Origin of the sequence: Bacillus sp. N3378-2at (assembly GCF_033412715.1) — a bacterium.
Taxonomy (GTDB): Bacteria; Bacillota; Bacilli; order Bacillales; family Bacillaceae; genus Bacillus; species Bacillus subtilis.
Map to the genome: position 1 here is coordinate 730,721 of NZ_CP117986.1, position 26,541 is coordinate 757,261.

A 26,541-nucleotide genomic window follows, 5' to 3' on the forward strand; every position below is an offset into this window, starting at 1 on the left:
AAGCAGTCTTATTCACTGGAAAAAGTTTTTCTAAACAATTGTTCAGACCTCTTGATTAAAACCGCCTGATGGTGTACTATATTAAAGAAGCTACTTTGTGCGTATTGTTAATTAAGTTTTAACCTTTAAGCTGTAATAGGGAGTTTTATATCGAAGCCGGAATGTCATGCCTCCATTGCAGAGGACGACAGGAACGTTTCTGCAAACACCCACTTTGAGGAGTGGTGGTTTAAAACTTTCTTACTTGCATACGGCAAGACGTAGCGAAAGCCATTTCCTTTTCGGAAATGGCTTTTTATTTTATCTAAAAAGGTTTGGTATAGTGAATATTCCATTTTTGTGTGAAAGAAATGAAGGCCGCTTTTTTATGATATGATGGGAGAAATTCAAGGAAAAGCGAGGTTTACATGTTATGTTACATAGAGCCCAATCCCTTCTGGCTCATTATTTTGGTTATGAGAAGTTTCGGAGCGGCCAAGATGAAGCGATCCGCTTGGTGACGGAAGCGAGGCAAAATACGGCCTGCATTATGCCGACGGGAGGCGGCAAATCGATTTGCTATCAAATTCCGGCATTAATGTTTGAAGGGACGACGATCGTCATATCACCGTTGATTTCCTTGATGAAGGATCAAGTTGATGCGTTAGAAGAAGCGGGGATTAACGCCGCCTACATTAACAGCACACAATCCAATCAGGAAATATATGAGAGGCTGAACGGACTCAAAGAAGGGGCTTATAAGCTTTTTTACATTACACCAGAGCGACTAACGTCCACAGAGTTTATCCGGATTTTGCAGGGCATAGATGTTCCTTTGGTCGCAATAGACGAGGCGCACTGTATTTCTCAATGGGGCCATGATTTCAGGCCAAGCTACAGGAATATTGAAATCTTGTTCCGTGAATTACACGACAAGCCTGTTATCATGGCGTTAACAGCAACAGCCACACCCGAGGTTCATGATGATATTTGCAAACAGCTGCATATTCAAAAAGAAAACACGGTATATACAGGATTTTCACGAGAGAATTTAACCTTTAAAGTAGTAAAAGGAGAAAATAAAGATCGGTTTATAGACGAATATGTGCAAAACAACAGGCATGAAGCAGGAATTGTCTATACAGCGACCAGAAAAGAAGCTGATCGGATATATGAGAGATTGAAACGAAATCAAGTCAGGGCAGGCCGGTATCATGGAGGTATGGCTGATGATGAGAGAAAAGAGCAGCAGGAAAGGTTTCTTAATGATGAGCTTCAAGTGATGGTGGCAACCTCTGCTTTTGGAATGGGTATTGATAAATCAAATATCAGATTTGTTCTGCATGCACAAATCCCGAAAGATATGGAAAGCTATTATCAAGAGGCAGGACGAGCTGGACGGGACGGTCTTGCCAGTGAATGTGTTCTCCTGTTTTCACCGCAGGATATTATGGTGCAGCGTTTCTTAATTGAGCAATCAGAACATGAAGAGAAACAAAAGCAGGATTTAAAAAAGCTGAGACAAATGGTCGACTACTGTCATACGGAAGATTGTCTGCAGCGTTTTATCCTTATGTATTTCGGAGAAAAGGAGCCTAATGCGTGCGGACAGTGCGGAAACTGTACCGATACAAGAGCGGCCCATGACGTGACGCGGGAGGCGCAAATGGTCTTATCTTGTATCATTCGCATGAAAGAACGGTTTGGCAAGACGATGGTTGCCCAGGTGCTTGCCGGCTCCAAAAATAAAAAAGTTCTTGAAAACGGCTTTTCAGACCTCTCAACATACGGGATATTAAAACACCAATCCGTTGGCGAAATCAGCGATTTTATCGAATTTCTTATTTCTGACGACTTCATCAGGATGTCAGACGGAACGTTTCCGACTCTTTTTGTCAGTAGTAAAGGAAGGAATGTGCTGAAAGGAGAATTATCAGTAGCGAGAAAAGAAGCGTTAAAAGCGGCAGCGATTACTGAAAATGACGAGCTATTTGAACGATTGCGCATGGTTCGGAAAGAAATTGCGGCTGATCAGGGTGTTCCGCCATTTGTTGTTTTCTCTGACCAAACGTTAAAAGAAATGTCAGGAAAACAGCCCGTAAATGATGATGAACTTTTGTCTATAAAAGGAGTCGGAGAACAAAAAAGAGCAAAATACGGCCGGCTTTTTTTACAAGAAATACAAGCTTATGCAAGGATGACAGACTAAAAAAACAGAAAAACAATCTTTTTTTCTATAAAAAACACATTTTATTTTCTCTGTTTCGCCTCAAAATAAAAAGACCTGCGAAGCCTATTATATCAAGGGTTCAGCAAGTCTTTCCATCAGAGAGAAATCCTTCATGTAAAGGAACTGTAATCTAAATCATATCTTTTTGTTATTGATTTGACATTTACGTGTGTTACGATATCACCTGTTAGCCGCCAATAAAAAGCTAACAAGGGAGGATTTACTTATGAAGAAGACGATTATGTCCTTTGTGGCAGTTGCTGCACTTTCAACAACTGCATTCGGAGCTCACGCTTCTGCAAAAGAAATTACGGTGCAAAAGGGTGATACGCTCTGGGGAATCTCTCAGAAAAATGGAGTGAACCTAAAGGACTTAAAAGAATGGAACAAGTTAACTTCTGATAAAATCATTGCAGGAGAAAAACTGACCATTTCTTCAGAAGAAACAACCACGACTGGGCAATATACAATTAAAGCGGGAGATACGCTTTCTAAGATTGCTCAAAAATTCGGCACGACAGTCAACAACCTGAAAGTTTGGAATAACTTAAGCTCTGACATGATCTATGCTGGATCAACTCTTTCAGTAAAAGGTCAGGCAACAGCAGCAAACACAGCTACTGAGAATGCGCAAACAAACGCACCTCAAGCTGCGCCAAAACAAGAGGCTGTGCAAAAAGAGCAACCTAAACAAGAAGCTGTACAACAGCAACCTAAACAAGAAACAAAAGCTGAGGCAGAAACTTCTGTTAACACAGAAGAGAAGGCTGTTCAATCAAATACAAATAATCAAGAAGCTTCAAAAGAACTAACAGTTACTGCTACTGCTTACACTGCTAACGACGGCGGCATTTCCGGCGTTACAGCTACAGGCATTGACTTAAATAAGAACCCGAACGCGAAAGTTATTGCGGTTGATCCTAATGTAATTCCGCTAGGTTCTAAAGTTTATGTTGAAGGCTACGGGGAAGCAACAGCAGGAGACACTGGCGGCGCTATTAAAGGAAATAAAATCGACGTATTTGTACCAAGTAAAAGTGATGCATCTAATTGGGGCGTCAAAACTGTAAATGTTAAAATCTTAAACTAATAATATAGATTGTAGTAAAAGACATGAGCTTTTGGCTTGTGTCTTTTTTTCGTTCTGCTTAGAGCTGTTTATATCATATGCTGATAAAAGAAAGTGGTCCCGTTTTTCTCTTTATGTGCGATTCAGGGGCTCTCGGGTTAAAAGATTGATTCCACATTACAGAGACATTCGGCATCATGACATTTATAGCTGGTTGTTACTATCTTTGATCAGCGAAACGAGCTGGTGTTGTATCTTTTTTGGCAGATAATAAGCAGTTGGATGTAGCAGATGCCATTGACGGATTCGGATTGATTTCAGACGGTTCTTTATTGTGTTATTAGGCTCTTGCAGTTGGGCATGGCAGCTTCGGGAGCGAAGTGGCACAACTTTGTCATACTGAAAATACAATATAATCAATATCAGAAATTCTGCTGATGTGCAATGGCCGACCATTTTAACAGGGATATCATTCAATCCAGTCTTTTATTGGGCTGTTAACCAAGCAATCGTTCAGCGGGCATAGGAGCGAGGATATGGATCAGTTTAATTCTTCTGGTTGCGGCGAGGTTCTCAAACGGGAATTTCAGGTTAAAAAAAGGATCCTGGCAGATGCCAAGATCCTTTTTTATTTAAACCAGCCTTTTTCCTTTGACCGGGTAATGGCTTCAATTCGATTTTTCACTTCAAGCTTTTCTAGAATCATTGAGATATAATTCCGCACCGTCCCGCTTTTGATGCTGAGTTCCTGAGCGATTTCTTTTGTGTTTTTACCGTCAGCCACAAGTTCAAGCACTTCTTTTTCTCTATCTGTAAGAGGGTTAGCTTCGCTGTATAAGTCCTCCATCAGCTCAGGTGCATAGATTCGTTTTCCGTTCATGACGCTACGGATGGCGTTGGCCAGCTCTTCACTCGGACTGTCTTTTAACAAATAGCCTTTAACACCAGCTTTAATAGCTCTCTGAAAGTAACCGGGTCTGGCGAAGGTGGTTAAGATGATAATTTTGCAGCCTGTATCTTTTAGCTCCTCAGCAGCTTCAAGCCCTGTTTTTCCGGGCATTTCAATGTCCATAATACATACATCAGGCTGGCGTTTTTTGACAAAATCAACAGCATCTTGGCCGGTTGTACCTTTGCCTACGACTTCCATATCGTCTTCGAGGTTTAGAAGTGATCCTAAAGCGCCCAGCAGCATTTGCTGATCTTCTGCAATAAATATACTAATCATATAAGCCATCCTTTATGTTTATTTTGAATTATTAGGAATTGCCATGGTAAGCTTGGTTCCGTTTTCGGTATTGATGTGAAGGCTTCCATTTGCAAACTCAAGCCGTTCTCTCATCCCGAGTAAGCCATGTCCTTTTGAAAAGGAATTTTCTTCTCCTTTGAATGTTCCATCGTCAGACACTGTTATCACAACTTCCTTCCAGAGCTGCTGAATGTCAACTCGGCAAGTTTTAGCCTGGCTGTGTTTGACGACATTTGTGACAGCTTCCTTTAAGCACATACTCAAAATGTTTTCATTCAGCAATGAGATATTTTCGGGCCATTTCTCTTCTTCATAGATAAACATAATGTCAGCTGCTTCGAGAATTTGTTTGATGTTGATCAATTCATCCTTGAGCCGTATGCCCTTCATAGAGGAAACGATTTTTCTTACTTCATTTAAAGAAGTTCGCGCTGTTTGCTGAACACTTTTCAGTTCACGAGCTGCTTGTTCGGGATCTTTGTATATCAATTTTCTTGCTAAGTCGCTTTTTAAACCGATAAGAGAAAGCTTTTGCCCAAGCGTATCATGGAGATCGCGGGCAATTCGCTGACGTTCTTCTAATTTTACCAGTTCTGCAATCCGTTCATTTGCATCCTCGAGCTTTTCTTCAAGCCGTTCGCGCTCCTTGCGGCTTCTTATACTAAAGGGCAATAAAATTGCGCTGATGAGGGTAATGACGACAAAAGGAATTTGTGTCAGAAAGAATTCCTTTTTTAATACGAGACTGAAATTGGCTGCGACGGCTGCGCTTATTAAATGGACATAATATAAAATATGAAAAGGGACGCGTTCCTTAATGTTTCCAATAAAATACGCGATAAAAAAAGCAAAATAAATATAACTGAACAGGGTAATGGAGGCGGTTGAAATGCCAATTAATAAAAATCCCCACAAATAAATGGTCCAGCCTTTTGAGACAAAAGCAAATCGATATACCGAAAAAAATAAAAGCGTCAAAATGATGCCGACAATAATAACAAATGTAGATGATGATTTCCATATAAAGTAGAAGGGGAGGATGAAAAATATCGTCCATATATAGGGCGTAATCCCGTTTAGTTTTTGAAATGTAAAATGATTTTTAATCATGATCTTACCTCATTTTCAGCTTTTCATCTTACTTGTAACTTTATCATTGTGAAAGCCAGAATGCACCCTCCAACAATAAAAAGGAAGCCTTCTAGTATATTAGAAGACCTCCTTTATCATCAGGCATTCTTCCGCAGCTTCTGTTTTTCTGGTGAATCAGGCGGAAGGCTTACAGGTATATGTTTTATAGCCCGAAATGACACAAACTGTTTGTTATCTTCATCCCAAAGACGGAACGCGAGTGATTGCAGGCTTGTTTTTAAGGTGATTGTCGGTACGTTTTTTAATGGTTCGTGATGTTCATGAGCAACTTCAAGCTTATAGTTAGGCACCTTTGGACTCAAATGATGAACGTGGTGGTAACCAATATTGCCTGTTAGCCATTGAAGCAGTTTCGGGAGTTTATAAAATGAACTGCCTTCAACAGCAGCCTGAACGTAGCTCCAGTTTTCATCCGCTTCAAAATAAGAATCTTCAAAGGTATGCTGCACATAAAAGAGCCAAACACCGATTGAACCTGAAATCAGAAATATCGGGCCTTGCACCAGTAAAAACGATTGCCAGCCAAAGATCAGACAGCAAGCGGCAGCCAACGCGACAATTGCCAGATTCGTAAGGTATGTGTTTACACGTTCCTTGCGTCTTGCGCCTTTTTTGTTAAAACGGTTCGTGATCAGAAAAACATAAATCGGTCCGAGAATAAACATGATAAACGGGTTTCTATAAAGTCTGTATGCAAGCTTTGTTCGTCTGGATGCAGCTTTATATTCGTTTACTGTTAACATCCAGATGTCTCCTGTTCCGCGTTTATCCAGATTGCTGCTAGTCGCATGATGAATCGAATGGCTGTGCTGCCATTGAAGATACGGGAATAAAGTCAGGACACCTGTCAGAAAACCGAGAATGTGGTTATAGCGTTTTTGTTTGAAAAAAGATTGATGGCAGCAGTCATGGAAGATGATAAAAATTCTTGTCAGAAAACCTGCGGCAATCACCGTTAATGCTAACGTAAGAAGATAGGAGACATCGAGGCTGAGATAAGCAAGAAACCATAGGCCGAAGAATGGGATAAACGTGTTTAAAAGCTGAATCAGGCTGTTTTTTGTTTCAGGCTGAGCAAATGCAGCGACTTGCTTTGTCAGCTGTTTTTGTTTATGTGCAATGGTTTGTTCAGTCATAGTAAGTATCCTCTCATTGTGTGTCTCGGTTCAGTATACGCTAATGAGAGAAGTCTTTTGTAGTAGCACACATCATGCCTCCTATATGACATTTGTCATGTCTCGTGCGGCATGCATAACCGATTGCGCTAAAAAAGCTTGTAAAAAAATTTACAAGCTGATTAATGTTTATCAATCCATATTCGTGATGTACCCGAAATAGCTTCAATCCTGCATGTTCCTCCTATAGGGAACGTGGCAATTGGCGAGGTATGTCCGGCATTTATATTTGCGATGACCGGGATGCCGGATAATTCTTTTTTTGTTTCGATCATGGCTTTTACAAGATCCATTGATACGTTTGATGCCTTCTGAAATCTGCCGATCAAAATCGCCTTTACATGTGAAAAAGCTGGGAGGTGGATGAGTGATTGCAGATCGCGGTCAAACATGTGGATGTCTGACATATAATCATCTTCAATCAATAAAATAGTATGTTCTGTTTCAGGAAAATACTCCGTTCCCTGCAGCAAATTAAGCGTGCATAAGTTTCCGCCAATTAAAGTACCTTCCGCATAACCTTCTTGGATTACAACAGGGCCGTTATTAGGATAAAAACGCCTGTTTTCTTGATCCAAAAACCAGCGGTCATCGCTCCACTCACTTGAAGGAAGAATTTCAAACGGGTCGTCCGAAGCGCAGCAAGAAAGAAAATACTCTTGTGTATAATCAAGCCCTTTTTTCATTGCAAATGTTGAAAAGAAGGGGCCTGAATACGTAACAAGACCCGTTTTTTGATAAATAGCGTTGCAAAGAGCGGTTATATCGGAATAGCCGCACAGAATTTTTGGATGTCGTTTGATTTTCTCGTAATCAAGATAACGCAGCAGCTGATTTGAATTAAACCCTCCGAGTGTCGTTAAAATCGCTTTGACGCCTGGATCAAAAAAGGCAGCGTGCAGATCTTGGACTCTTGACTCGATAGAGGATGAATCAAATTCGTTACATTCATTTGCGTGTTCAGCGATGGTTACCCGATAACCTAAGCGTTCTAACGCCGTTTTTGCTTGAATTTTTGCTTCATTTGATAATATAGACATGCTGGTCGCGGGAGACACGATCCGGATTTCGTCTCCCTTTTTCAGTTTTGAGGCGTACATAGAACCCTCCATCAATGTTTTTATACCATTACAGCATATCTTGGCTCTTTCTTCCAGACTTTTTTACAAATCAACCCACTTAATGCTGCCGGATTGGGTATCATGATCGATACATACTTTGAATTGATGTTTTTCATAAAAGTGAATCAGCCGGTCTACATGATTCCAATCCCGTTTGGCGATGTCTCCGGTGACTTTCGGTATATTGTGGTCTCTTGCTATATCTTTTAAATATTTCATGCAAATGGAACCAAACCCGTGATTCGGAGGGCCTTTTATATCCCCTATATGAATGGCATCGTCCTTGTAAGACGCTACAAGTGAAAAACAGCCTTTTCCTCGGTAAGCCGTTTTACAATCAGTTAGCATAATTTTGCATGTTTGGCCATCATCAATCGAGGAAACAATCATCCACTCATCATGTTTCGATTGATCAATACCAAGCACTTTGGCATCTTTAGACAAATCCTTCATATTCTCCTGCATGCGATAAATTTGAAATTCTAAATCATTTAGTTCTTCTTCAAGCTCTTGACGATTTTTTTCTTTAATAGTAAACAAGATCAAACTCCTTTCAAAAATCAGCTTAGAAACACAGTTACCAATTGTATTAGAAGAGCGGCGTATTGTAAACAACAATTCCATTATTACTAGAAATTAGCGGAAAGTCAGGTTTGATCGTTTTTAAGAGAGGAAAAAGAAAACTAACCTGTGAAAAAGGAGGAATCGGAATGGCGATTGATTCATTGATTAACAAATTACAGTATGTCCAATTGGAACCGCCGGATAAAATTCTCTCTCTGTATCTCAATACAGACATGAGAGATCCAGAGCAGCAGGGGGGAGAATGGAAGATTGCCCTAAAGTCAGGATTCAGCCGATTAAAAGAGTATTTGGCAGCTAGTGATCCAGAGGAGGAAAAGTGTCTGGATGGAATCAGGGCTAAAATGAATCAATACTTGAATGCAATGGGAAAAGACATGCCCCGCAGTCTCGTGTTTTTTGTTTCCGACAGCGGCATATGGGAACCTATTTAGCTTCAAGTCCCTGTAGATACAAGATTTTACTGGGAAGAAACAGCTGTCCTGGATCAGCTGAAGGGTTTGCGCCAGGCATACCCAAGTACAGCGTTTATTTTAACTCAGCAGCATGAAGTGAAAATTATTGAAACCGTATTAGGAAAAATTGAGGCGGTGGAGCGTTATGAGTATGATATGATCAATGAGTCTTGGAAGAATAGCCATTCCGCTGTAGACAAAGCGCCACCATTTGAAGAGAACCGGATGAGGGAACATGTAACAGAGAACCAATCGAGACTGTATAAGCGGCTGGCTGCCAGCCTTGATCAAAAAGCTGCCGCGAAAAGATGGGAACGAATGGTTATCGCCGGGGATAAAGAAACGGCCGATATCTTGGATCAGCATATGAATAAACCCATTCATTCGAAAATTCAAAAGAACCTGCTGAATGAAAATGAACATAAGGTCATTGAACATTTGATAAAAGAGGCGTAAACCTAACAGGCCGGGGCTAATAGCCTCCGGCCTTTGAAGTGTGTCTAATTTCTGACGAAGCAATCGAAACCGTTGACATCTTCTTTGAATTTGCATACGATTTGGATAGCCAGTACAAATTAGGAGAGGTCACCAAATGAACCAAACAGAAAATAAACCGAAAAATTACACGGGGATTGTCCTTACGCTGACAGTTCTGATTAACGGTTTAATCGCAGTGCTGTTTTTTATGCCTAAATTAGATCAGTTCAGCCATGCGAATATTCACATTTTGCCAATGCTGAATGCGATATTCAACAGCTTTACGTTTATCTTCTTATTGGCCGCGCTGATTATGATTAAACAGAAAAATATCAAAGCTCACAAACGCTTTATTTTGGCCGCGTTCACAACAACATTACTATTTTTGATTTGCTATGTGACGTACCACTCGATTGCGGAAAACACGCTCTATGGCGGAGAAGGTATTATGCGCCCGATTTATTTCTTTATTTTAATTACACATATCTGCCTTTCTGCAATTATTGTGCCGCTTGCGCTGTTTACGCTGATCAGAGGCTTCAGCATGCAGGTGGAGCGCCACAAAAAAATTGCGAGATGGACAATGCCTCTATGGCTGTATGTAAGCCTTACAGGCGTTATTGTATATTTGATGATTTCACCGTATTACTAAAAGCCATACTCAGTATGGCTTTTTTTACATGTAAACATGGCAAAAGCCCAAATTCATTTTTGGGCTTTTGTCAGTAAATTGATAGACTCTTATTCATGAGCCTTGGATTCCATGGTTTCAAGTGTTGCAACCTGCAAAGATTCTTCAACAGTTTTTGTTTTTTCTTTTACTTTTTCTGCATACGTATAATCACCGTAGCAATACGGATAGCGGAAATTTTTCGCATTTCCCCCGCAAGTATACAGATCAGGATTTTTTTTGACTTGCTGCTCGGAGTATTGTTTTGCCAATTCCTCAGTATGCGTTCCTCCATGTTCAGCTACAAAATCAATGTAACCTGCCCCCATGTTGTAGCTTTGAATAATGGTATCCAAATCCACGCCTTTTTCCTTACCGGTCTTGTACATGAGGGTAAATTGCTTGATGCCTTGTTTAACACTGAGTTGAGGGTCTGTTATCTCATTGCGTTTTAACCCCAGAGATTCAGAGGACTGCATGGGATCATTGCCTTTTCCTTTTGACTCCTGATACATCATGCCTAATATGAGTGATGTATAATTAGAGAGTCCTTGGCTTTCAAGCTCTTCTTCCACCAAGGGTTTGTAATCGGTTAAACGTTCCAAAACAATCGTTTTTGTATCGATCGGAAGTTTTTTGACTAAATCCCGGTTGAAAAAAAGCAGGACCAATAAAAAAGAGGCGATGACAAAGACAAAAATCATCATAAAACCCGCAGCAGCGAAACAGCCTTTTCTCTTTTTCTTCACTGTGTTTCACCCTCAATGTTTGGAGCAGTATGACCTTTTTTATTATGACATAAGACGGTATATCAGACCAAGTAAAAACCTGATTTGAAACATAAATTTAAACTATGAGATTGAAATGGAATACAAGCAGGCTGGTTTGCACTCAAGCGCATTTGTTATAAGATAAAACTATGAATAAAGAAAGGTGATACCATATGACTGAATTTAGAGAAACGGAACAATCGGCTGCTGATCTGGACGAGGAGACGCTGTTTCTAGTCGCGCAAACATTCAAAGCGCTTTCTGATCCAACCCGAATCAGGATTCTCCATTTATTGTCCCAGGGAGAACATGCTGTAAACGGAATTGCAGAAAAGCTGAATTTACTGCAATCCACCGTGTCCCACCAGCTTAGATTTTTGAAAAATCTTCGGCTTGTCAAATCGCGCAGAGAAGGAACATCGATTTATTACTCTCCGGAGGATGAACATGTTTTAGATGTTCTTCAGCAAATGATCCATCATACACAGCATGATTGAAAAAGACATCCTTGCTTAACTCGCTGTTAGCGGGCAAGGATGTCTTTTTCTTTATTGTATTCGTGCTGTTCGAGTTCGTTTCTGCTGAGCTTGATGACAAAAGAAGAAAAACCGATATAATAAACGGCTATCAGAAAACAGACGCCAATTGTCAGAGGGTCCGTTCCGATTGACTGACTGTATGATCCAAGGCTGTTTAGATCAGGTGAGGTAAGATAAAGCTCCGTCACTCGATACAGAAATCTTGATAGAAATAAAGTTAAGAGAATCACCTCTACCCAAATATGAGTCCGAAAATAGATCTTTCCTCTGCGTTTTTCAAAGGAGATGTTTTTCTTAGCGAAAAAGACAAGGAGCCATCCGCCAAGAATGCCCAAAATGAGATATCCATATAAAAAAGGGTGAATGGCGCTGAAGATTGAAAGGCCAAAAGCAAACAGCGAGAAAAGAATGATACGGGTGAACAGCCAGCGGGGCTTCAGCGGCTGGTATCCGATGGACCTTTTAATTTTTTTATACAGAAAAAAGATGATGATCATGGCAGGATAAACGCTCTGAAGTGTAAGATGCATGATGTGAAATCCCCTCCGTTGAGAAGTGTATGCTTATCCGGTCAGAAATAGTAGCTGAAATAAATACTGAACACAAAAAAGAAGGGGAAACCCCTGTTTTCATAGCATATGCAAGGTGTATTCCGCCGCATAATAGATATGCCCAAGCTTTATCAAAATGTTATGATTGTTTTTGTTGGAAAATACAAGAAGAAAAGGTGCGCAGAATGAAACTGGAACGTTTGTTAGCGATGGTTGTGTTATTGATCAGCAAAAAACAAGTGCAGGCTGCAGAGCTTGCTGAGCTGTTTGAAGTATCTGTCAGAACAATTTACCGTGATATTGAGACGATCAATAGGGCTGGTATTCCGATTGTGACCTCACAGGGTTCCGGGGGCGGAATTGGCATCATGGAAACGTATCGGCTTGAAAGAGAGTGGCTGAAGGAGGAGGAATTGTTTGCAATTGCTTCCGCTTTGCAAAGCGTTTCATCTATGTATGAACCAATTTCTCACAGCACAGCCTATCAAAAAATCAAACACCTTATACCTGAGCAATCTGCTCAAGCATTTAAGCACCAAACAGAAAAATGGTTTATTGACATGACGGCATGGGGCCATACCGAGGATCAAAAGGCGCTTCGTGAGAAAATCAGCGCCGCCATCGATCGGTTGTCAACGATATCTTTTACATATACAAGCGCAAGCGGGGAAACACTTCTTCGTGAAACTGAACCTTATACATTGGTTTGCAAGGCGGGGCACTGGTATTTATATGCCTACTGCCTGGTAAGAAATGATTTTCGTTTTTTTAAACTAAACCGGATGAAAGATCTGGCTATCTTACATCAGACCTTTATCAGAAAAGACATTCAGCTGGACACTTTGCCATGGGATAGAAATTGGTACCAGAAGGGCCGTTTAACTGAATTGGTTATTCTTGTTCAGCCGGCAGCACGTCAGCGTATAGGTGAATGGTTCGGATATGATGTCCTTCACTGTGAGGAAGATGAAATCTGCCGGGCAGTGATTTCACTTCCAGAAGATCAATGGCTGATCGGTTTTTTGCTCCAGTTCGGAAAGGATATTGAGGTTCTGCAGCCTCTTCATATACGGGATAGAGTAAAAGAAACCATTCATCACATGCAAAAAATATATGAAACCTGACACACTGCTGTCAGGTTTCTTTGTCTATAATCTTAAAAAAAGGAGGAGATCGTATGGGCTTTTCACATATAACACACTTAGACCGGAAACGATTTGCCGGACTGTCACAACGGACAAGCAACGCACTGGAAATGACGGAAGAAAGGAGGATTCCGGCACTGTGGGACCAATTCTGGAAGCAGGATATGAGCGCTCTTTTATCACAGGCTGAAAAAGACAAGAGCATTATTGCCTTATATTCGAATTATGAACAAGAGACGAATGGGTTTTATACGTTTTCAGTCGGAACGTTTCAGGAATACGACGACATTCTTCCGGGACCATATGAAAACATTGATTTGCCGGCTTCCGCTTACGCCGTTTTCACTTCCAGAATCGGTCCTATTGAAGAGATTGTGCTTGAAACGTGGAAGGAAATTTGGACTTGGGATAAGCGGCATCTGCGCACGTTTACAGGTGATTTTGAGATGTATGATCAAAGTGCCGCAGTACCACAGCGAGCACAAGTTAACATTTATGTAGCGATAAAAAAATAATAAACTCTTGAAAAACTAATGGTGTTAGTTAATAATAAAACTAACGCCATTAGTTTTTGTTAGGAGGGTAAAAAGATGAGAATTACTCAGTACCAAACGGTTTGGCAGCTGACTTTTTTTCCAGCATTGTTTCCGGTTAATTGCTATTTAGTAGAGGAAGAAAACGAAGTCACCCTTATTGATGCCGCACTGCCAGGCAGCTATAAAGGGATTATTCAAGCTGTGAATCAGCTTGGAAAACCGCTTCAGCATATTTTACTGACTCATGCACATGGGGACCATGTCGGATCACTGGATACATTGGCACAAACATTTCCGCATGCAAAGGTCATGATCTCGGAACGGGATTCATTCTTGCTCCAAGGTGACACATCCTTGCGGCAAGATGAGCCGCAGACGCCTATAAAAGGAGGTATTCCGAAACACATACAAACAAAGCCTCACCAACTGCTGACGGGCGGTGAAACAATTGGTTCTCTGCTTGCCATTCCAACACCGGGCCATACACCGGGCAGCATGTCATTTCTTGATACAAGAAACGGCACTTTAATAGCAGGAGATGCGTTTCAGTTGCGCGGAGGAATCGCTGTATCAGGTCAGATAAAATGGACGTTTCCTTTTCCCGCCTTCGCCACATGGAATAAGGAGGAGGCCATCAAAAGCGCACAATTGCTCGCCGATAAGGCGCCTTCCTGTCTCGCTGTCGGACATGGAAATTTCCTGAGATCACCCGCAGAGCGGATGAGACAGGCAATCCAAAAAGCAAAGAAAGGATGATGAGCATGTCACCAAGAATAGGTTTGACCCAAAAAATGATTATAGACGCTGCAGCGGAGATTGCCGATCAGGAAGGGGTAAATGGTGTCTCACTTGCGGCACTTTCTAAAAAAATGAATGTGCGTCCCCCGTCATTGTATAACCATATCAACGGGCTGCAAGCGATCAGAGCAGAACTTGCTGTTAGAGGACTGACAAAGCTTTTTGATCAAATGGCGGACTCCGTAACCGAACGAAAGGGAGATTCCGCGATGCTTTCTTTAGCACATGCATATGTTGATTTTGCAATTGAAAATCCCGGATATTATGAAGCGGCTCTGCTTAAGGTTCAGGACAAACGGATGGAAATCGTCTCTGACCAAATTGTCTGTCTTGTGACGAAGCTGCTCATTGAAAACGGCTATGCAAGTGAAAAGACTGCCATTCATGCGACAAGGGGGCTCAGAAGCCTGCTGCATGGCTTTACTGTTTTAATCGCAAAAGAAGCATTTGAACGTGAGGAGGACATTTTAGAAAGCCTGTCATTTTCAATTCGGACATTTTTGTCAGGATTATTAATAAATAATAAAAATATTATGTAAACAAATAAATGGATGTCTTATATTTCTGAATATTGTATAATATCAAGGGAGTATACATAGGGGAGAGGCATTATGCAATGGATGACATTCACAAGATTGAACGGTTAGCGGCAGCTTCATGGCCGGCTTATTTTCAAAAAAGCATAGGGCAATGGCTTCTCAGAGCGAATTTTGGCGTAACCAAAAGGGCAAATAGCGTATGGACTTCTGCGGATATGCCTGAAGGGAATTTTCAACTAGAGGCCGAACTTTTTTATCAAAGTTTAGGCTTACCTGTTTGTTTTCATATTAGCAACGCATCACCGAAAGGGCTTGATGACGCTTTGGCAGACAGCCGTTATGAAAAGGTAGACGAGTGCTTCCAGATGACAGCGTTGTGCCGGTCAATTATGAGCCGAACAAATGACAACAGCCGATTTACATACAAGTGGGAACAAGAGCCATCATCTGTTTGGATAGGTGAATTTATTCAATTGGAAGGGTTTTCACCCGAGCGTCACAAAGGTTACAAACACATTTTCGAACGCATGCCGCCGTGTAAAACTTTTTTCAAGATGTATGACAAAGAAAGCCTGACAGCGCTTGGCACGGTTTCTGTCATTGATGGTTATGGCGGACTTAGTAATATCGTTGTAGCTGAGGAGCACAGAGGAAAAGGGGCAGGAACCCAAGTGATCAGGGTGTTGACTGAATGGGCAAAAAACAACGGAGCGGAACGCATGTTTTTACAAGTGATGAAAGACAATCTGGCGGCAGTTTCTTTATATGAAAAGATCGGATTTTCGCCTATATCGGAACACCATTACCGGATTAAAAGATGACCAAAGGAAGGGGGTTGCTGATGGATTCGCTTCAAGAGATGATTTGCGAAAAACGGACATACACACGCCTTTATCATTCACATAAGCACGCATACAGCCAATTTCTTTTTCCGCTTGAAGGGAGTATTGATCTTGAGACTGAAGAGCGCCAGGTGAAATTAAAGCCAGATCATTTTTTATATATTCCGCCGGAGTGCGAGCATCGTTTCCGTTCTATCGGAAGAAATGAATGTCTTGTACTGGATGTTCCGCTTCATGCAATGAAAATTGATGAGTATCGTGCAGGATCGGGAATTGAAGCTGCACTCGATCCTTTCTGGTCTTCGATCAGGTACTTGCTGACAGAGGAAGCAAAGGCCGGAACAGCCAACTCGCTTCATATGCTAGTACAATACATAAAAGAAAAGCTTCAATCCCATAGCTATGCCTCAATTGCATACATTCACAGCCATTTATTTGAGCGGCTGACGATTAAGAAGCTGGCAGAAATCGAGCATTATCACCCAGCTTACTATTCAAGCTGGTTCAAAAAACAGACAGGGAAGTCCCCGCAGAACTATATTGCCGACCTTCGCCTTGAGGAAGCAAAACGAATGCTGATGGAGAGAAATGAAACCCTTACCGTCGTGAGCGAGGCGCTGGGCTTTCAAAACCTTTCTTCTTTTACAAGATGGTTCACGAAAAGCACAGGAATGCCGCCCCGCCTGTATCGAAACACCTTATATTCGGATAAAAAATGATGGCTCTTTAGTTAAAAGAATATTGTATATCTCCTTTACAATAGGAGAAAAAGGAGTTATTAATATGGCAGTTATTGAAGACTTTGAGAAATTGGATATCAGAACGGGAACAATTGTAAAAGCGGAAGAATTTCCTGAAGCAAGGGTACCGGCTATCAAGCTTGTGATAGATTTTGGGACTGAAATCGGCATAAAACAATCGAGCGCACAAATCACGAAGCGTTACAAGCCGGAAGGTCTCATCAACAAGCAAGTCATAGCAGTCGTGAACTTTCCGCCCCGCCGAATCGCCGGATTTAAATCGGAAGTCTTGGTCCTCGGCGGCATACCCGGCCAGGGCGACGTCGTCCTTTTGCAGCCGGATCAGCCTGTCCCAAACGGCACAAAAATCGGATAACGCAAAAAAAGACGTTTGCCTAAGGCAAACGTCTTTGCGTATTGAGGCGATGCACCACACGCCACATTCGTGTGTGCCGTAAAGGCGTGTACATCGGCTTACACAATTCAGCTCATCGCTATATGAATATAGCATGGAGGGCGAAGGAATGCAAGGATTACTTTGTTTTTGTGATTGAATTTGTCCGTCTAATCAAGATCTTATTATATGAAATGTAATAATCTTTTAGTACAGAAGGTGAGCATGATCTAAGGTAAGCGATTGACCTCATAAGCAACACGTATTCCAGATTCAATCGCGCCTTGCATCCACGCATGAGTGAGTGAGGCGTGTTCTCCGGCGAAATGAACTCTGCCCTCAGGGACAGGAATATAGGGATACAGCTCTAATTCTTGTCCTGGTTCGAAAGCTGTAAAACCTCCCGCAGAATACGGGTACTGGCTCCAGCTAAAAGAAGCGCCAGACACAAATTCAGACCACACAATATCACCATAGATTTCAGATAAATTCAGTAAAGTATACTGGATTCGCTCTCCTTCTGAAAGACTGTCCCATATCAGTGCCTCATCGGCCCATGTATAGCTGACCAGAATGACAGCATGTCCATTTGCTCCAATATTTCTGCTTGGATAATATGAAAAACGAATCGGAAGATCAGTAATAGATTTGCCGCCGCGCTGCCCGGCTTTTTCCCAAAATCGGCTTTTAAACTCTATGCCGATTTTTGTTGCACTGATATAGTTTAGCTCACGGATGGCCCTCCGTTTATAGTAAGAGAATGAATGGTATGGTTCGTCTTTTACAAATCGCAATGTTGAAAAAGGAATGGTTACAATAGCGAGATCAGCCGTGAATGATGTGAATTCTGCCGTTTGTTGATGCTGACAATGGATCGTAACACGATTTTCACCCTGAGACATTTTCATCATTTTTTGATGGTATAGAATGTTTGTTTTTAATTGAGGAAGAAACGCGTGAGGCAGCAGATCCATACCGCCAGTTATCTCATAGAAGTGAGCGGGCGATGAAAAAAAGATAGATTCCCGCAATACTTCAACAAGGGACATCCCCATATACGCTTCCATATCCAAAAGCACACCGATCATATCGATCGCGCCATATGAAAAATACGTGTTTAAAAAAGAGCTTAACGAATAACTTTTGTATTGTTCTTCGACAATCCGCCAATTTCTCGCTGGATTTTGATTGATAAAATTTAGAATAGGCTGCAGTAAAGAAAGCAACAGCTCTTCAGACGTTTTCCCTTGTTCATTTGGTGCAACTGGATATCTCAATATTTCAGGAGCTCGTTCAAAAACTTGGAGACGTGTTTTGATTCCATTTGCATAAATGATGTCCATCGGGGTTCTGTTGATAAATACATTTGTTGGAAATTTGAATTTTTTGATATATTCTAAGGTTAACGAATGGTTATTCGGTATGCGCATCGGGCCAGCGTTGAAATACAAATCATCACTAAAGGGAGATCTCAAAGTGCAGACACGGCCGCCCGCTCTGCCGCTCGCTTCGAGAATCGTTACTCTGTGACCGGCATTTTTCAGCAATGATGCTGATACAAGCCCGGACAATCCAGCTCCTACAACAAGAATATGCTTTGGATGCTGGGATGCGCTAAGGCCATTTCTAATGATCTTTACCATGTCATCATTCATTAGAGAATTCAATTTTTAGAGGCACCTCTTTTTAGAATTTATTGCATTATATTCACTGAAAAGAGCACCTATCACGATCTGTCCACAACTTTTGGAATTTGAAAGGTTATTGTTAAAAGGAAATAAAGGGGTGATGTATGTGACTAACTTTGTTCATAAGACTGTAAATGGCTTGAAAAGTCTTTTAGATGAAAAAGGAGCCATTCAATTGTTTTGTTCTGAAGGAGATACCATGGAATGCCTTGTTACTTTTTCACCGGACAAAGCAACCCTTAACGACATTCAAAGCTTTGAAGCTAAACATCAGATTACACTTCCAGAGGATTATCAGAAGTTCATGACACTGCATAACGGTGCGAAAATTTTTGAGATTCTTTCTGATGGGGAGAATATAGGTGGAGGACTTCAGCTATTTAGCCTTGAAGAGATTGAAGAGGAGTTAAAATATGAGGATTTGTTTGAAGATATCAATGGTATTCCAATTGGCTACTTATTGGAAGAATGCCATTTAATGATCGATAAAGATAAAGTGAACCAAGGTGATCCCAACTATCTCTATATATTTGAAAGTGGTTTAGAATATAATCCATTAAATTTAAACTTTGAAAAATTTTTAGACCGGTATATATTGGCCAATGGGGAACCTTTTTGGGATTGGCGCTACTATACCGCAGAAAATTATTATAGAACAAGATAGTGTGATGTATAAGACAGTCATTTTGGCTGTCTTTTTCTGTTATTCAAATAGATTACTGTGGTAAAATTTACATAGAGTAGTCTAGGAAGGAGAATGATATGAAGGTATTTGAGGCTGATTCATTACTTTTTGAAGCGGATAAAAGAACCAAAGAGTATAAGGAACTAAGGTCGCAAATGGTGAAGCTAAGAAAAGCTTTTCAAAACGTAGCTAACCTAGATGACAGTGAGTTTTCAGGCAAGGGTGCTGACAACATTAAAGCATTTTATCATGATCATGTCGGTGTTACTGATCAATGGATTGATTTAATTGACATGAAGATTGCTTTCTTAAGCAGCATGTCTGCAAAACTTGAAGATGCTAAGATGTCTGATGCTTACATAGAAGAATCCTTTTTAGAACACGAGTTGGCTAACGCCTATACAAAATCAAAATCCATTATGTCTGAACAGAAAAAAGCAATGAAAGACATATTAAACGACATCAATGATATTCTTCCCCTTGAAATATTTTCAACAGAAGACTTCAAAGACAAACTTTCTTCTGCAGATGACAAACGTGAAAAAACAATCGATAAGCTAAACAAGCTTGATGAGGATTTAAAAACAGAATACGCTGAAACAGAGCCTAACGAACAGTTCATCCAGCAAGATTTTAAAAAGCTGCAGGAATCAACAGGCAAAGGGAAGAACGCCACTCCGATTCACTATAACGCCAAAGCGTATAGAGAAAGTGACATACATAAGAAAAAAGGCGACATAGAGAAGCATTCTGAAGCTTACTTAAGCGTGAAGAAAGAAGAAGCAAAGGACCGTGAAATCAAGGAATTAAAGAAAAAACTTAATGACGGTGTCTCTGACCCTGTTGAATATTTAGAGATTGCTAAGAAAGTAGGGTACGAGAATCTGGAGCCAGCTCAAGTGCAGCTTGCAGTGCAAATTGAACAAGCGAAGCAGCTAGAAGGAGCAGGAGAAATCACCTGGGATATCGTAAAAGGTGTAGGAGTAGGCTTATATGATGTTGGTAAAGACACTGTAACCGGCATATGGGATTTCATCACCGATCCAGGAGAAACACTATCAGCACTGGGAAATGCAGTTATTCATCCAGTGAAAACTTACGATGCCATTTCAGCAGCAATAGAAGAGTCATATCAAAAGGATATGGTGAATGGAGATGCCTATTCTAGATCAAGATGGGTAACGTATGCTGTTGGTTCAGTGGCTGTAGCTGTTTTTGGAACCAAAGGTGCAGGAGCCATTAACAAAGCAGATGCAGCGGGCAAGGTCATAAACAAAGCAAGTCAGGCAGGGAAGAAAATTAAGGATGTCAAGATTCCAGATTTGCTGCCTTATAATCCTAAGTACGACTTTCCTCTAGCCGATAATGTGCCATACAATGTGGTTGATAGCCAAAGCCTTAAGAATGAACTTTTGACTAATGCGAAGAAAATACCGGATGGAACAAGAAAACCGTTTACTGGCCAAAAGATAAGCCCCCCTTGGCTAAATAAAGAAAAGTATGATGCATATGAAATAGAGGGGAAGGTAAAGGCGAAGGGGAAAGTTAAAGATGTAAGCCGAAGAGTGTATACTATGAAAGATATTGATATTAATCAAAAAACAGAATTCGGTGTTACAAATCTTCAGCTAATGAAAAACGGGAATGCCCCTTATGCAGAAGATGGTACACAGATTAATTTACATCACTTGATTCAAGAAGAACCTGGCCCAATGCTTGAAATCCCTAACAGCTTACATACAAAATATAGTGATGTCATTCATCAGCTTAAGTCTGATGGTGAAAGTTTTAGAAATGATAAGGTTTTAAAAGCACAATACGAGAGCTTTAGAAAGAGATATTGGAAGTGGAGAGCGAAACAATTTGAGAATGAGAATTGAGGTGTTTAAATGATTTATTCGAAGGTTGAGAATTTTATTAATGAAAATAAACAAAATGCTATATTTACAGAAGGCGCAAGTCATGAAAACATTGGTCGCATTGAAGAAAACCTCCAATGCGATCTTCCCAACAGTTATAAATGGTTTTTAGAAAAATACGGTGCTGGTGGTTTATTCGGTGTTTTAGTTTTAGGTTACAACTTTGATCATGCATCAGTTGTAAATAGAACTAATGAATATAAAGAACACTATGGCCTTACTGATGGACTTGTGGTTATTGAAGATGTTGATTACTTTGCTTACTGTCTAGATACAAATAAAATGAAAGACGGAGAATGCCCTGTAGTTGAATGGGATAGGGTAATTGGTTATCAAGATACTGTTGCAGACAGCTTTATTGAATTTTTTTATAATAAGATTCAGGAAGCGAAAGATGACTGGGATGAGGATGAAGACTGGGACGATTAAGCAAAAGTATTGCAATTGATGATTAAGCTCTTGCTAAGGGACTTTTCTTCGATTACGAGTTTGGCGTAGTAATAAAGATTAGGGGCAGTTTTATGTGGGTAAATTTATTAGAGGAAATTCGAAAAACTGAAGCAAAGTATGGAGATGAATTAAATTCTCCTGTTACAGACCAAGAAATAAGAAATTTTGAAGAAGCGGTATTAGGTAAGTTCCCTGTAAATGAAATTCCTTCAGGATATAAAAAATTCCTTCAAACTGTAAACGGATTAGATTTTAATGGCTTGGTAATCTATGGATTGGATCAAGAATTACTGAGAGAAGAAAATGATGAAGAAGTTTATGGTTTTATTGAAACAAATGAACAGTGGCACGAAAATGATGAGCAGAAAAAATATCTGTTTTTTGGTGACTCAGATACAGCTTGGTATTGTTTAGATGTAATTCAGAATGAATACTTAGAGCTTGATAAACCCTCTGGAACACTGATGAACAAATTTAATGATTTTAACGCCATGCTAGCTGATGCATTGAAAGTTAGTTTAGACAATTAAACAAAAGTATTGCAATTGTTCATTGCTAAAGATGTGCAATGCGGAGGGGATTAATATGAGCTTCAATAATGTCAAACAAAAGTTGAAAGAGTTTTTAATTGATGCAAAAACAGATCCCAGAATCAATAAAAATGAACAACTCAAAGAAATTGAAATGAACATAGGAAAACAATTACCTTCTGATTATAAGGACTTTTTGAAGGAATATGGCGGCTGTTATTTAGAAAGTAAAAAAACATCAGATGAGATTGAGTATGACGTTTGCTATAAACCTATAGAGAAAGATCCTTGGATGGGCAAGGGCGATGATACACAATTGTTAGAAGGTTTTTATGGTTTAGCGAACGATCATGACAGTCTTCAGAAAGCAATCGATACATATTCTGATCGCTTTCCTAGAAATATTATTCCTATCGCAAGCTCTGCAGGTGGGAATGAAATATGTATGGATATCGATAATGGAAAGATATTGTTTTGGGATCATGAATTAAGTCATCCCGACAAAGACTTTTTCTTAATTGCCAATTCGTTTGAGGAGTTTGTCTTCAGTTTAGTTGATGAACCAATTGAAGCTGATAAAGAAGATGATGGAATTCTGTATATTGAATAAGATGATGACTTACTAAGCAGTTAAGAAAGCGTATGGAAATAACTGGAGGGAAAGTTAAAATGGCAGTTAGTTATTGGACAGGGGAGAATCTTATACTGCGAGCAATTCAACCTGAAGATATCGTTATATTTGATTCGTTAGATGATGAAATTCTGCGAAATATGGACTCGCTACATTTTCCTCGTTCAGCTAATAACATGAGAGAATGGGTAGAAGAACAATTAGAAAAAGATGAATTCCGTTTTATTGCAGTTGATAGTGATAATAATATAGTAGGTATAATTGAAACCTTTGACTGTGATAGGAAAAATGGTACCTTCGGTTATTATTTGGCTGTATTCGAGCCATATAGGGGAAAAGGATTTGCCAAAGAAATGATCTTGATGGTTCTTCGCTTTTTCTTTTTGGAACTTGCTTATCAAAAAGTAAATACAACTGTTTATTCTTTTAATAATCCATCCATACGATTACATGAAAAATTAGGTTTCATGAAAGAGGGACAACTAAGAAAGATCATTTTCACTAAAGGTGCTTATTATGATGGTTTTTGCTTTGGAATGACAAGAGAAGAATTTGAACTGAATCATGGATAATATCACTTGTGCATCGATAAAGTACTGGATTCCAATAAAATAATGGTTTTATCCATAAAGCAAAAGTTTTGCAAATTATTTCATTGGTTTCATTTAATGTGCTATAATCAGAACTGTAAGACATTTGATTGGTTATAGCGTATTTCTTTAATGAGAAATACATAAAATAAAAAAGACCGAGGTGCTACCAACACCCCGGCTATGTACAAAAAGCTGTCCATCAAAGGGCTTGCTCGATGTGGTTTCTAGGTAGACCTATCCCTTCAGGTTCTGAGGCTCAAGGGAGGTCTATTTTTTATTTATATAAGTCAACAGGGCAATTATAAACGACCCGAATGCAAGCATTAGCATTAATACCTGGAATGTTGACATAGCATCACCCCCTTTCGTTAGGGGATGAGCAAGACTCTCTTGAGTGAGCAATCTTAATGAACAGGAAATATTATACTATACATAAATCCCCTTCTCGTTAAAAATTCAATATATTAACAACGTGAAAAGAATTTGCAAAATGCAGGTTCTTTTTTATATTCAGTTATTAAATCATTTGAGTGATTGTCGATATTTAACATGTGTAAAAATGGAAAAGGTGATACAATTATAAAAAGTTCTGAGAGGATTGTGATTATCGGTGGTAAATGTAAACTCAAGCGATCTTATTTATGATCCAAAATTCTTAGCATTTTGCAGCTTGGCTACAGAAGGATATGGGGGAAATAACTCAGCTCCTAGTAGATCCATTGGTTTTAGTGAATTCTGTGAAAAACTTGAGAAAAATGAAATAGTTAAACCTGAGAACAAAAAAAGCTCACTTGACCTAAATAAGTCTTTAGATTATTGGAAATCAAGGTTTAATCCAGGCGGTAATCTTTCGGCGTTAGATTCTCAGGTATTAGATATTATCAAAAAAGCTTACAACTTAGGAATGGTTAACAAAGATAATATGCTGTTGCGAAACGAAGCAGTTAATGCGTATAAAAATTCAATTTAAATATGAGACAGAGCCCAGCTTAATAAAGTGCTGGGCGTTTTACTTATTAGAGTTATTTTCTCGCAAATACTTTTTATGTTCTTTCTCCAATTTACAATATCATCTTTGAATATATAAATTTTATATTTTTCCTTTGCTTCACTTTTGGTATGATCCATGCAATTGTAATTGCCGGATCTGTTTGACCAATTTGCACACTAAATAAACCAAATTCATCCCGAATACTACCGATTACTTCCAAAGGGGACTTTTTATTTGCTTCGGTTAAAGTTATACCTGACATAATCAAAACAGGAACTAAAATCAAAAATTCAATTAACCTCTTCTTCATTTACCATCACCGTCTCCCTCGTCGAAAAGAATCTCTCCTTTATTAATACTACGTAAATCATTATTGACCTTTATATTTTATTACCAACATTTGTTCTGTTAATATTAGATCAATAAAGGAGGATATGCTTAGAGATTGAGGAACAATCGACTGGACATCAATGATGCTCCCAGAGCATTTAACACAGCTTAAACAAGATTTGATTGATGTATCAAAAATTGAAAAGCCAGCTTTAGATGATCAACAAATTGAGGAAATGGGTATTCCGTTTCTGAGGCATTGGAATTAAATAAAGAGTTAAATTTCAAACTCTTTAACAATGGATTTGTTGAAATGTCATCGGCAGAGTCCATTACATTAATTTTGAACAACAAAAGCTTCACGGAAAAGACCAGAAGGACAATACAGTTTATATCAGCATGAATAACATCATAGGAGTTACATACAATGATTAATTACTCACAATTTCCACGAAAGAATATACTTTGTGTCGATATGAAATCCTTTTATGCTTTTGTATCGGCTGTCTCAATGGGGCTCAATCCTTTAACATGTTACCTTGCTGTTGTAGGGAATACGGAGAGACAGGGAAGTGTAGTGTTAGCTGCATCTCCTGCACTTAAAAAAGATTTTGGAATCAAAACAGGATCGAAACTTTTTGAGAAACCCGAAAATCCAAGAATACACATTGTAAATCCGCAAATGAAGCTTTTCATCAGAGTTTCAACTGAAATTACAAAGCTGTTTTACAGATTTGTTCCTGAGAAATGCGTACATACGTTCTCTATCGATGAATCTTTTTTAGATGCAGGAAAAGAAGATCCTGAAGAAATGGCCAAAGCAATACAAAGCAGTACAGTATGTGGAGAGAATTTGGTTTGATGTGCACAGTAGGTATTGGAGACAATATGTTACTCAGTAAGCTTGCACTTGACCTGGAGAGTAAGAAAACAAAGAGTGGTATTGCACGTTGGAGATATGAAGATGTGCCAAATAAACTCTGGAAGGTTCACCCGTTGTCTAAAATGTGGGGAATAGGAGGGAGGATGGAAAGGAACCTGAATCGAATGGGGATATCAACTGTAGGTCAGTTAGCTAAATTTCCTTTAGAGCTGCTTGAAAAGAAGTTCGGAATAATGGGAAACCAGGAACCAGTTGTATTATCATGCTCATGGAATCGATTTATCTGAAATAGGTGCTCCGTTGATGCAAGGTCAGATTAGTTTTGGTAAGAGTCAGATTTTACTGAGGGATTACACAAGGAGAGAAGAGATTAAGGCTGTTCTTCTGGAGATTTGTGAGGAAGTAGCAAGAAGGGCACGCACACACAACAAAGCTGGTCGAACAATCAGCCTGGGTATTTGATACAGTAAAGATGATCTTGGTGGTGGATTTTCACCGAGCCAAAACAATAGATCTTCCCACAAATATCACGATGGACATATATAGATGTTGCTTGATGCTCTTTAATAAGTTTTACTCGGGGAAGACGGTGCGAAGTATCTCAGTTACGTTAACGAATATTGAGGATGATGTTAATCAGCAGTTAAGTTTATTTGAAGTAAATAATGAAAAGAGAAGGAGACTCGGGTTTGTGATGGATGGAATTAGAAACAAATACGGATCGAAAGCGATTCTAAGAGCAGTTTCTTATACACCAGCAGTGACAGCACTTCACAGAGCTGGGCTAACAGGAGGGCACAAATCATAGCAAAAAAGAGATATCAGACT

The 26,541-nt window shown here is 39.7% G+C and carries 27 protein-coding genes, 1 other RNA gene and 4 pseudogenes; 22 read left to right on the forward strand and 10 right to left on the reverse strand.

The genetic code is table 11. The features are described from left to right. Positions 1-84: 84 nt before the first annotated feature. The 3 genes from ssrS to PUN35_RS04105 all read left to right on the forward strand — a co-directional run bounded on the left by ssrS (position 85) and on the right by PUN35_RS04105 (position 3,299). A non-coding RNA gene (gene ssrS / locus PUN35_RS04095) (6S RNA) lies at positions 85-271 on the forward strand. 141 nt (positions 272-412) lie between these two features. Continuing rightward, a complete protein-coding gene (gene recQ / locus PUN35_RS04100; protein WP_014480018.1) occupies positions 413-2,188 on the forward strand; it encodes a DNA helicase RecQ in 1,776 nt (591 codons plus the stop codon). A gap of 247 nt (positions 2,189-2,435) precedes the next feature. Then, positions 2,436-3,299 carry a LysM peptidoglycan-binding and 3D domain-containing protein gene (locus tag PUN35_RS04105; protein WP_014480017.1) on the forward strand — a complete coding sequence of 288 codons (864 nt, stop codon included), beginning with the start codon at positions 2,436-2,438 and terminating at the stop codon, positions 3,297-3,299. Between the two features lie 607 nt (positions 3,300-3,906). On the opposite strand, the gene desR is transcribed toward PUN35_RS04105, so the two are convergent. The 5 genes from desR to PUN35_RS04130 all read right to left on the reverse strand — a co-directional run bounded on the left by desR (position 3,907) and on the right by PUN35_RS04130 (position 8,515). Next, a complete protein-coding gene (gene desR / locus PUN35_RS04110; protein WP_004399356.1) occupies positions 3,907-4,506 on the reverse strand; it encodes a two-component system response regulator DesR in 600 nt (199 codons plus the stop codon). Between the two features lie 18 nt (positions 4,507-4,524). Then, positions 4,525-5,637 (reverse strand): two-component sensor histidine kinase DesK, encoded by a 1,113-nt coding sequence (gene desK / locus PUN35_RS04115; RefSeq protein ID WP_014480016.1) that lies wholly within the window; start codon positions 5,635-5,637, stop codon positions 4,525-4,527. Between the two features lie 119 nt (positions 5,638-5,756). Continuing rightward, entirely contained in the window at positions 5,757-6,815 is a 1,059-nt protein-coding gene (gene desE / locus PUN35_RS04120) for a Delta(5) desaturase DesA (protein ID WP_004399588.1), read from the reverse strand. A 161-nt stretch (positions 6,816-6,976) separates the two neighbouring features. After that, positions 6,977-7,954: a S66 family peptidase gene (locus tag PUN35_RS04125; protein ID WP_014480014.1), complete on the reverse strand. Its 978-nt coding sequence runs from the start codon at positions 7,952-7,954 to the stop codon at positions 6,977-6,979. Between the two features lie 63 nt (positions 7,955-8,017). Next, a complete protein-coding gene (locus tag PUN35_RS04130) occupies positions 8,018-8,515 on the reverse strand; it encodes an N-acetyltransferase (protein WP_014477061.1) in 498 nt (165 codons plus the stop codon). Positions 8,516-8,685: 170 nt separating this feature from the next. On the opposite strand from PUN35_RS04130, the pseudogene PUN35_RS04135 reads away from it, so the two are divergent. Further along, positions 8,686-9,468 (forward strand): annotated as a pseudogene (locus PUN35_RS04135) (VLRF1 family aeRF1-type release factor). A gap of 136 nt (positions 9,469-9,604) precedes the next feature. Next, complete coding sequence (locus PUN35_RS04140) at positions 9,605-10,141, forward strand: DUF420 domain-containing protein (RefSeq protein WP_003231280.1); 537 nt, start codon at positions 9,605-9,607, stop codon at positions 10,139-10,141. An 89-nt stretch (positions 10,142-10,230) separates the two neighbouring features. Here the strand turns inward: PUN35_RS04140 and PUN35_RS04145 are convergent, their stop codons facing one another. After that, complete coding sequence (locus tag PUN35_RS04145) at positions 10,231-10,908, reverse strand: lysozyme family protein (RefSeq protein ID WP_014480011.1); 678 nt, start codon at positions 10,906-10,908, stop codon at positions 10,231-10,233. Positions 10,909-11,102: 194 nt separating this feature from the next. On the opposite strand from PUN35_RS04145, the gene czrA reads away from it, so the two are divergent. Continuing rightward, complete coding sequence (czrA, locus tag PUN35_RS04150; RefSeq protein ID WP_003231284.1) at positions 11,103-11,426, forward strand: Zn(II)-responsive metalloregulatory transcriptional repressor CzrA; 324 nt, start codon at positions 11,103-11,105, stop codon at positions 11,424-11,426. A gap of 26 nt (positions 11,427-11,452) precedes the next feature. On the opposite strand, the gene csk22 is transcribed toward czrA, so the two are convergent. Continuing rightward, complete coding sequence (gene csk22 / locus PUN35_RS04155) at positions 11,453-11,998, reverse strand: mother cell-specific sporulation protein Csk22 (protein WP_014480010.1); 546 nt, start codon at positions 11,996-11,998, stop codon at positions 11,453-11,455. Between the two features lie 206 nt (positions 11,999-12,204). On the opposite strand from csk22, the gene PUN35_RS04160 reads away from it, so the two are divergent. From PUN35_RS04160 to csaA, 7 genes are all read left to right on the forward strand, one after another. Beyond that, on the forward strand, positions 12,205-13,143 hold the full coding sequence (locus PUN35_RS04160) for a helix-turn-helix transcriptional regulator (RefSeq protein WP_033881863.1): 939 nt from the start codon (positions 12,205-12,207) through the stop codon (positions 13,141-13,143). 53 nt (positions 13,144-13,196) lie between these two features. After that, entirely contained in the window at positions 13,197-13,679 is a 483-nt protein-coding gene (locus PUN35_RS04165; RefSeq protein WP_014480008.1) for a GyrI-like domain-containing protein, read from the forward strand. Between the two features lie 75 nt (positions 13,680-13,754). Further along, complete coding sequence (locus tag PUN35_RS04170) at positions 13,755-14,456, forward strand: MBL fold metallo-hydrolase (RefSeq protein WP_014480007.1); 702 nt, start codon at positions 13,755-13,757, stop codon at positions 14,454-14,456. 5 nt (positions 14,457-14,461) lie between these two features. Next, positions 14,462-15,037, forward strand: a complete 576-nt coding sequence (locus tag PUN35_RS04175) for a TetR/AcrR family transcriptional regulator (protein ID WP_014480006.1) — start codon at positions 14,462-14,464, stop codon at positions 15,035-15,037. A 77-nt stretch (positions 15,038-15,114) separates the two neighbouring features. Further along, positions 15,115-15,858: a GNAT family N-acetyltransferase gene (locus PUN35_RS04180; protein WP_014480005.1), complete on the forward strand. Its 744-nt coding sequence runs from the start codon at positions 15,115-15,117 to the stop codon at positions 15,856-15,858. A 14-nt stretch (positions 15,859-15,872) separates the two neighbouring features. Further along, a complete protein-coding gene (locus PUN35_RS04185; protein WP_072592544.1) occupies positions 15,873-16,598 on the forward strand; it encodes a helix-turn-helix domain-containing protein in 726 nt (241 codons plus the stop codon). Positions 16,599-16,662: 64 nt separating this feature from the next. Continuing rightward, on the forward strand, positions 16,663-16,995 hold the full coding sequence (gene csaA / locus PUN35_RS04190) for a chaperone CsaA (protein ID WP_014480003.1): 333 nt from the start codon (positions 16,663-16,665) through the stop codon (positions 16,993-16,995). 248 nt (positions 16,996-17,243) lie between these two features. Here csaA and PUN35_RS04195 read toward each other — a convergent pair whose 3' ends face one another. Beyond that, a complete protein-coding gene (locus PUN35_RS04195; protein WP_121509415.1) occupies positions 17,244-18,680 on the reverse strand; it encodes a flavin monoamine oxidase family protein in 1,437 nt (478 codons plus the stop codon). A 127-nt stretch (positions 18,681-18,807) separates the two neighbouring features. Here PUN35_RS04195 and PUN35_RS04200 point away from each other — a divergent pair, with 127 nt between their 5' ends. The 6 genes from PUN35_RS04200 (at position 18,808) to PUN35_RS04225 (ending at position 23,488) form a co-directional block, all read left to right on the forward strand. Beyond that, positions 18,808-19,365: an SMI1/KNR4 family protein gene (locus tag PUN35_RS04200; RefSeq protein WP_029318053.1), complete on the forward strand. Its 558-nt coding sequence runs from the start codon at positions 18,808-18,810 to the stop codon at positions 19,363-19,365. Positions 19,366-19,463: 98 nt separating this feature from the next. Further along, positions 19,464-21,266: an LXG family T7SS effector ribonuclease toxin YobL gene (yobL, locus tag PUN35_RS04205; RefSeq protein ID WP_014479999.1), complete on the forward strand. Its 1,803-nt coding sequence runs from the start codon at positions 19,464-19,466 to the stop codon at positions 21,264-21,266. Between the two features lie 9 nt (positions 21,267-21,275). Beyond that, complete coding sequence (yobK, locus tag PUN35_RS04210) at positions 21,276-21,734, forward strand: type VII secretion system immunity protein YobK (RefSeq protein WP_003231326.1); 459 nt, start codon at positions 21,276-21,278, stop codon at positions 21,732-21,734. A 92-nt stretch (positions 21,735-21,826) separates the two neighbouring features. Continuing rightward, the gene (locus PUN35_RS04215; protein WP_014479998.1) at positions 21,827-22,285 is read left to right on the forward strand and encodes a YrhA family protein; all 459 of its coding nucleotides are present in this window, start codon (positions 21,827-21,829) and stop codon (positions 22,283-22,285) included. A 55-nt stretch (positions 22,286-22,340) separates the two neighbouring features. Next, the gene (locus PUN35_RS04220; protein ID WP_014479997.1) at positions 22,341-22,895 is read left to right on the forward strand and encodes an SMI1/KNR4 family protein; all 555 of its coding nucleotides are present in this window, start codon (positions 22,341-22,343) and stop codon (positions 22,893-22,895) included. 59 nt (positions 22,896-22,954) lie between these two features. Continuing rightward, the gene (locus PUN35_RS04225; RefSeq protein ID WP_014479996.1) at positions 22,955-23,488 is read left to right on the forward strand and encodes a GNAT family N-acetyltransferase; all 534 of its coding nucleotides are present in this window, start codon (positions 22,955-22,957) and stop codon (positions 23,486-23,488) included. A 288-nt stretch (positions 23,489-23,776) separates the two neighbouring features. On the opposite strand, the gene PUN35_RS04230 is transcribed toward PUN35_RS04225, so the two are convergent. Further along, complete coding sequence (locus PUN35_RS04230) at positions 23,777-23,860, reverse strand: putative holin-like toxin (protein ID WP_072592542.1); 84 nt, start codon at positions 23,858-23,860, stop codon at positions 23,777-23,779. Positions 23,861-24,119: 259 nt separating this feature from the next. Here PUN35_RS04230 and PUN35_RS04235 point away from each other — a divergent pair, with 259 nt between their 5' ends. Then, positions 24,120-24,479: a hypothetical protein gene (locus PUN35_RS04235; protein ID WP_033881859.1), complete on the forward strand. Its 360-nt coding sequence runs from the start codon at positions 24,120-24,122 to the stop codon at positions 24,477-24,479. A gap of 39 nt (positions 24,480-24,518) precedes the next feature. Here the strand turns inward: PUN35_RS04235 and PUN35_RS04240 are convergent. Then, positions 24,519-24,810 (reverse strand): annotated as a pseudogene (locus tag PUN35_RS04240) (hypothetical protein). A gap of 160 nt (positions 24,811-24,970) precedes the next feature. On the opposite strand from PUN35_RS04240, the pseudogene PUN35_RS04245 reads away from it, so the two are divergent. Together PUN35_RS04245 and PUN35_RS04250 are read left to right on the forward strand one after the other, a co-directional pair. Next, positions 24,971-25,265 (forward strand): annotated as a pseudogene (locus PUN35_RS04245) (YolD-like family protein). Beyond that, positions 25,258-26,521, forward strand: a pseudogene (locus PUN35_RS04250) (DNA polymerase thumb domain-containing protein). The pseudogenes PUN35_RS04245 and PUN35_RS04250 overlap by 8 nt, the downstream one beginning before the upstream one ends. Positions 26,522-26,541 lie beyond the last annotated feature (20 nt).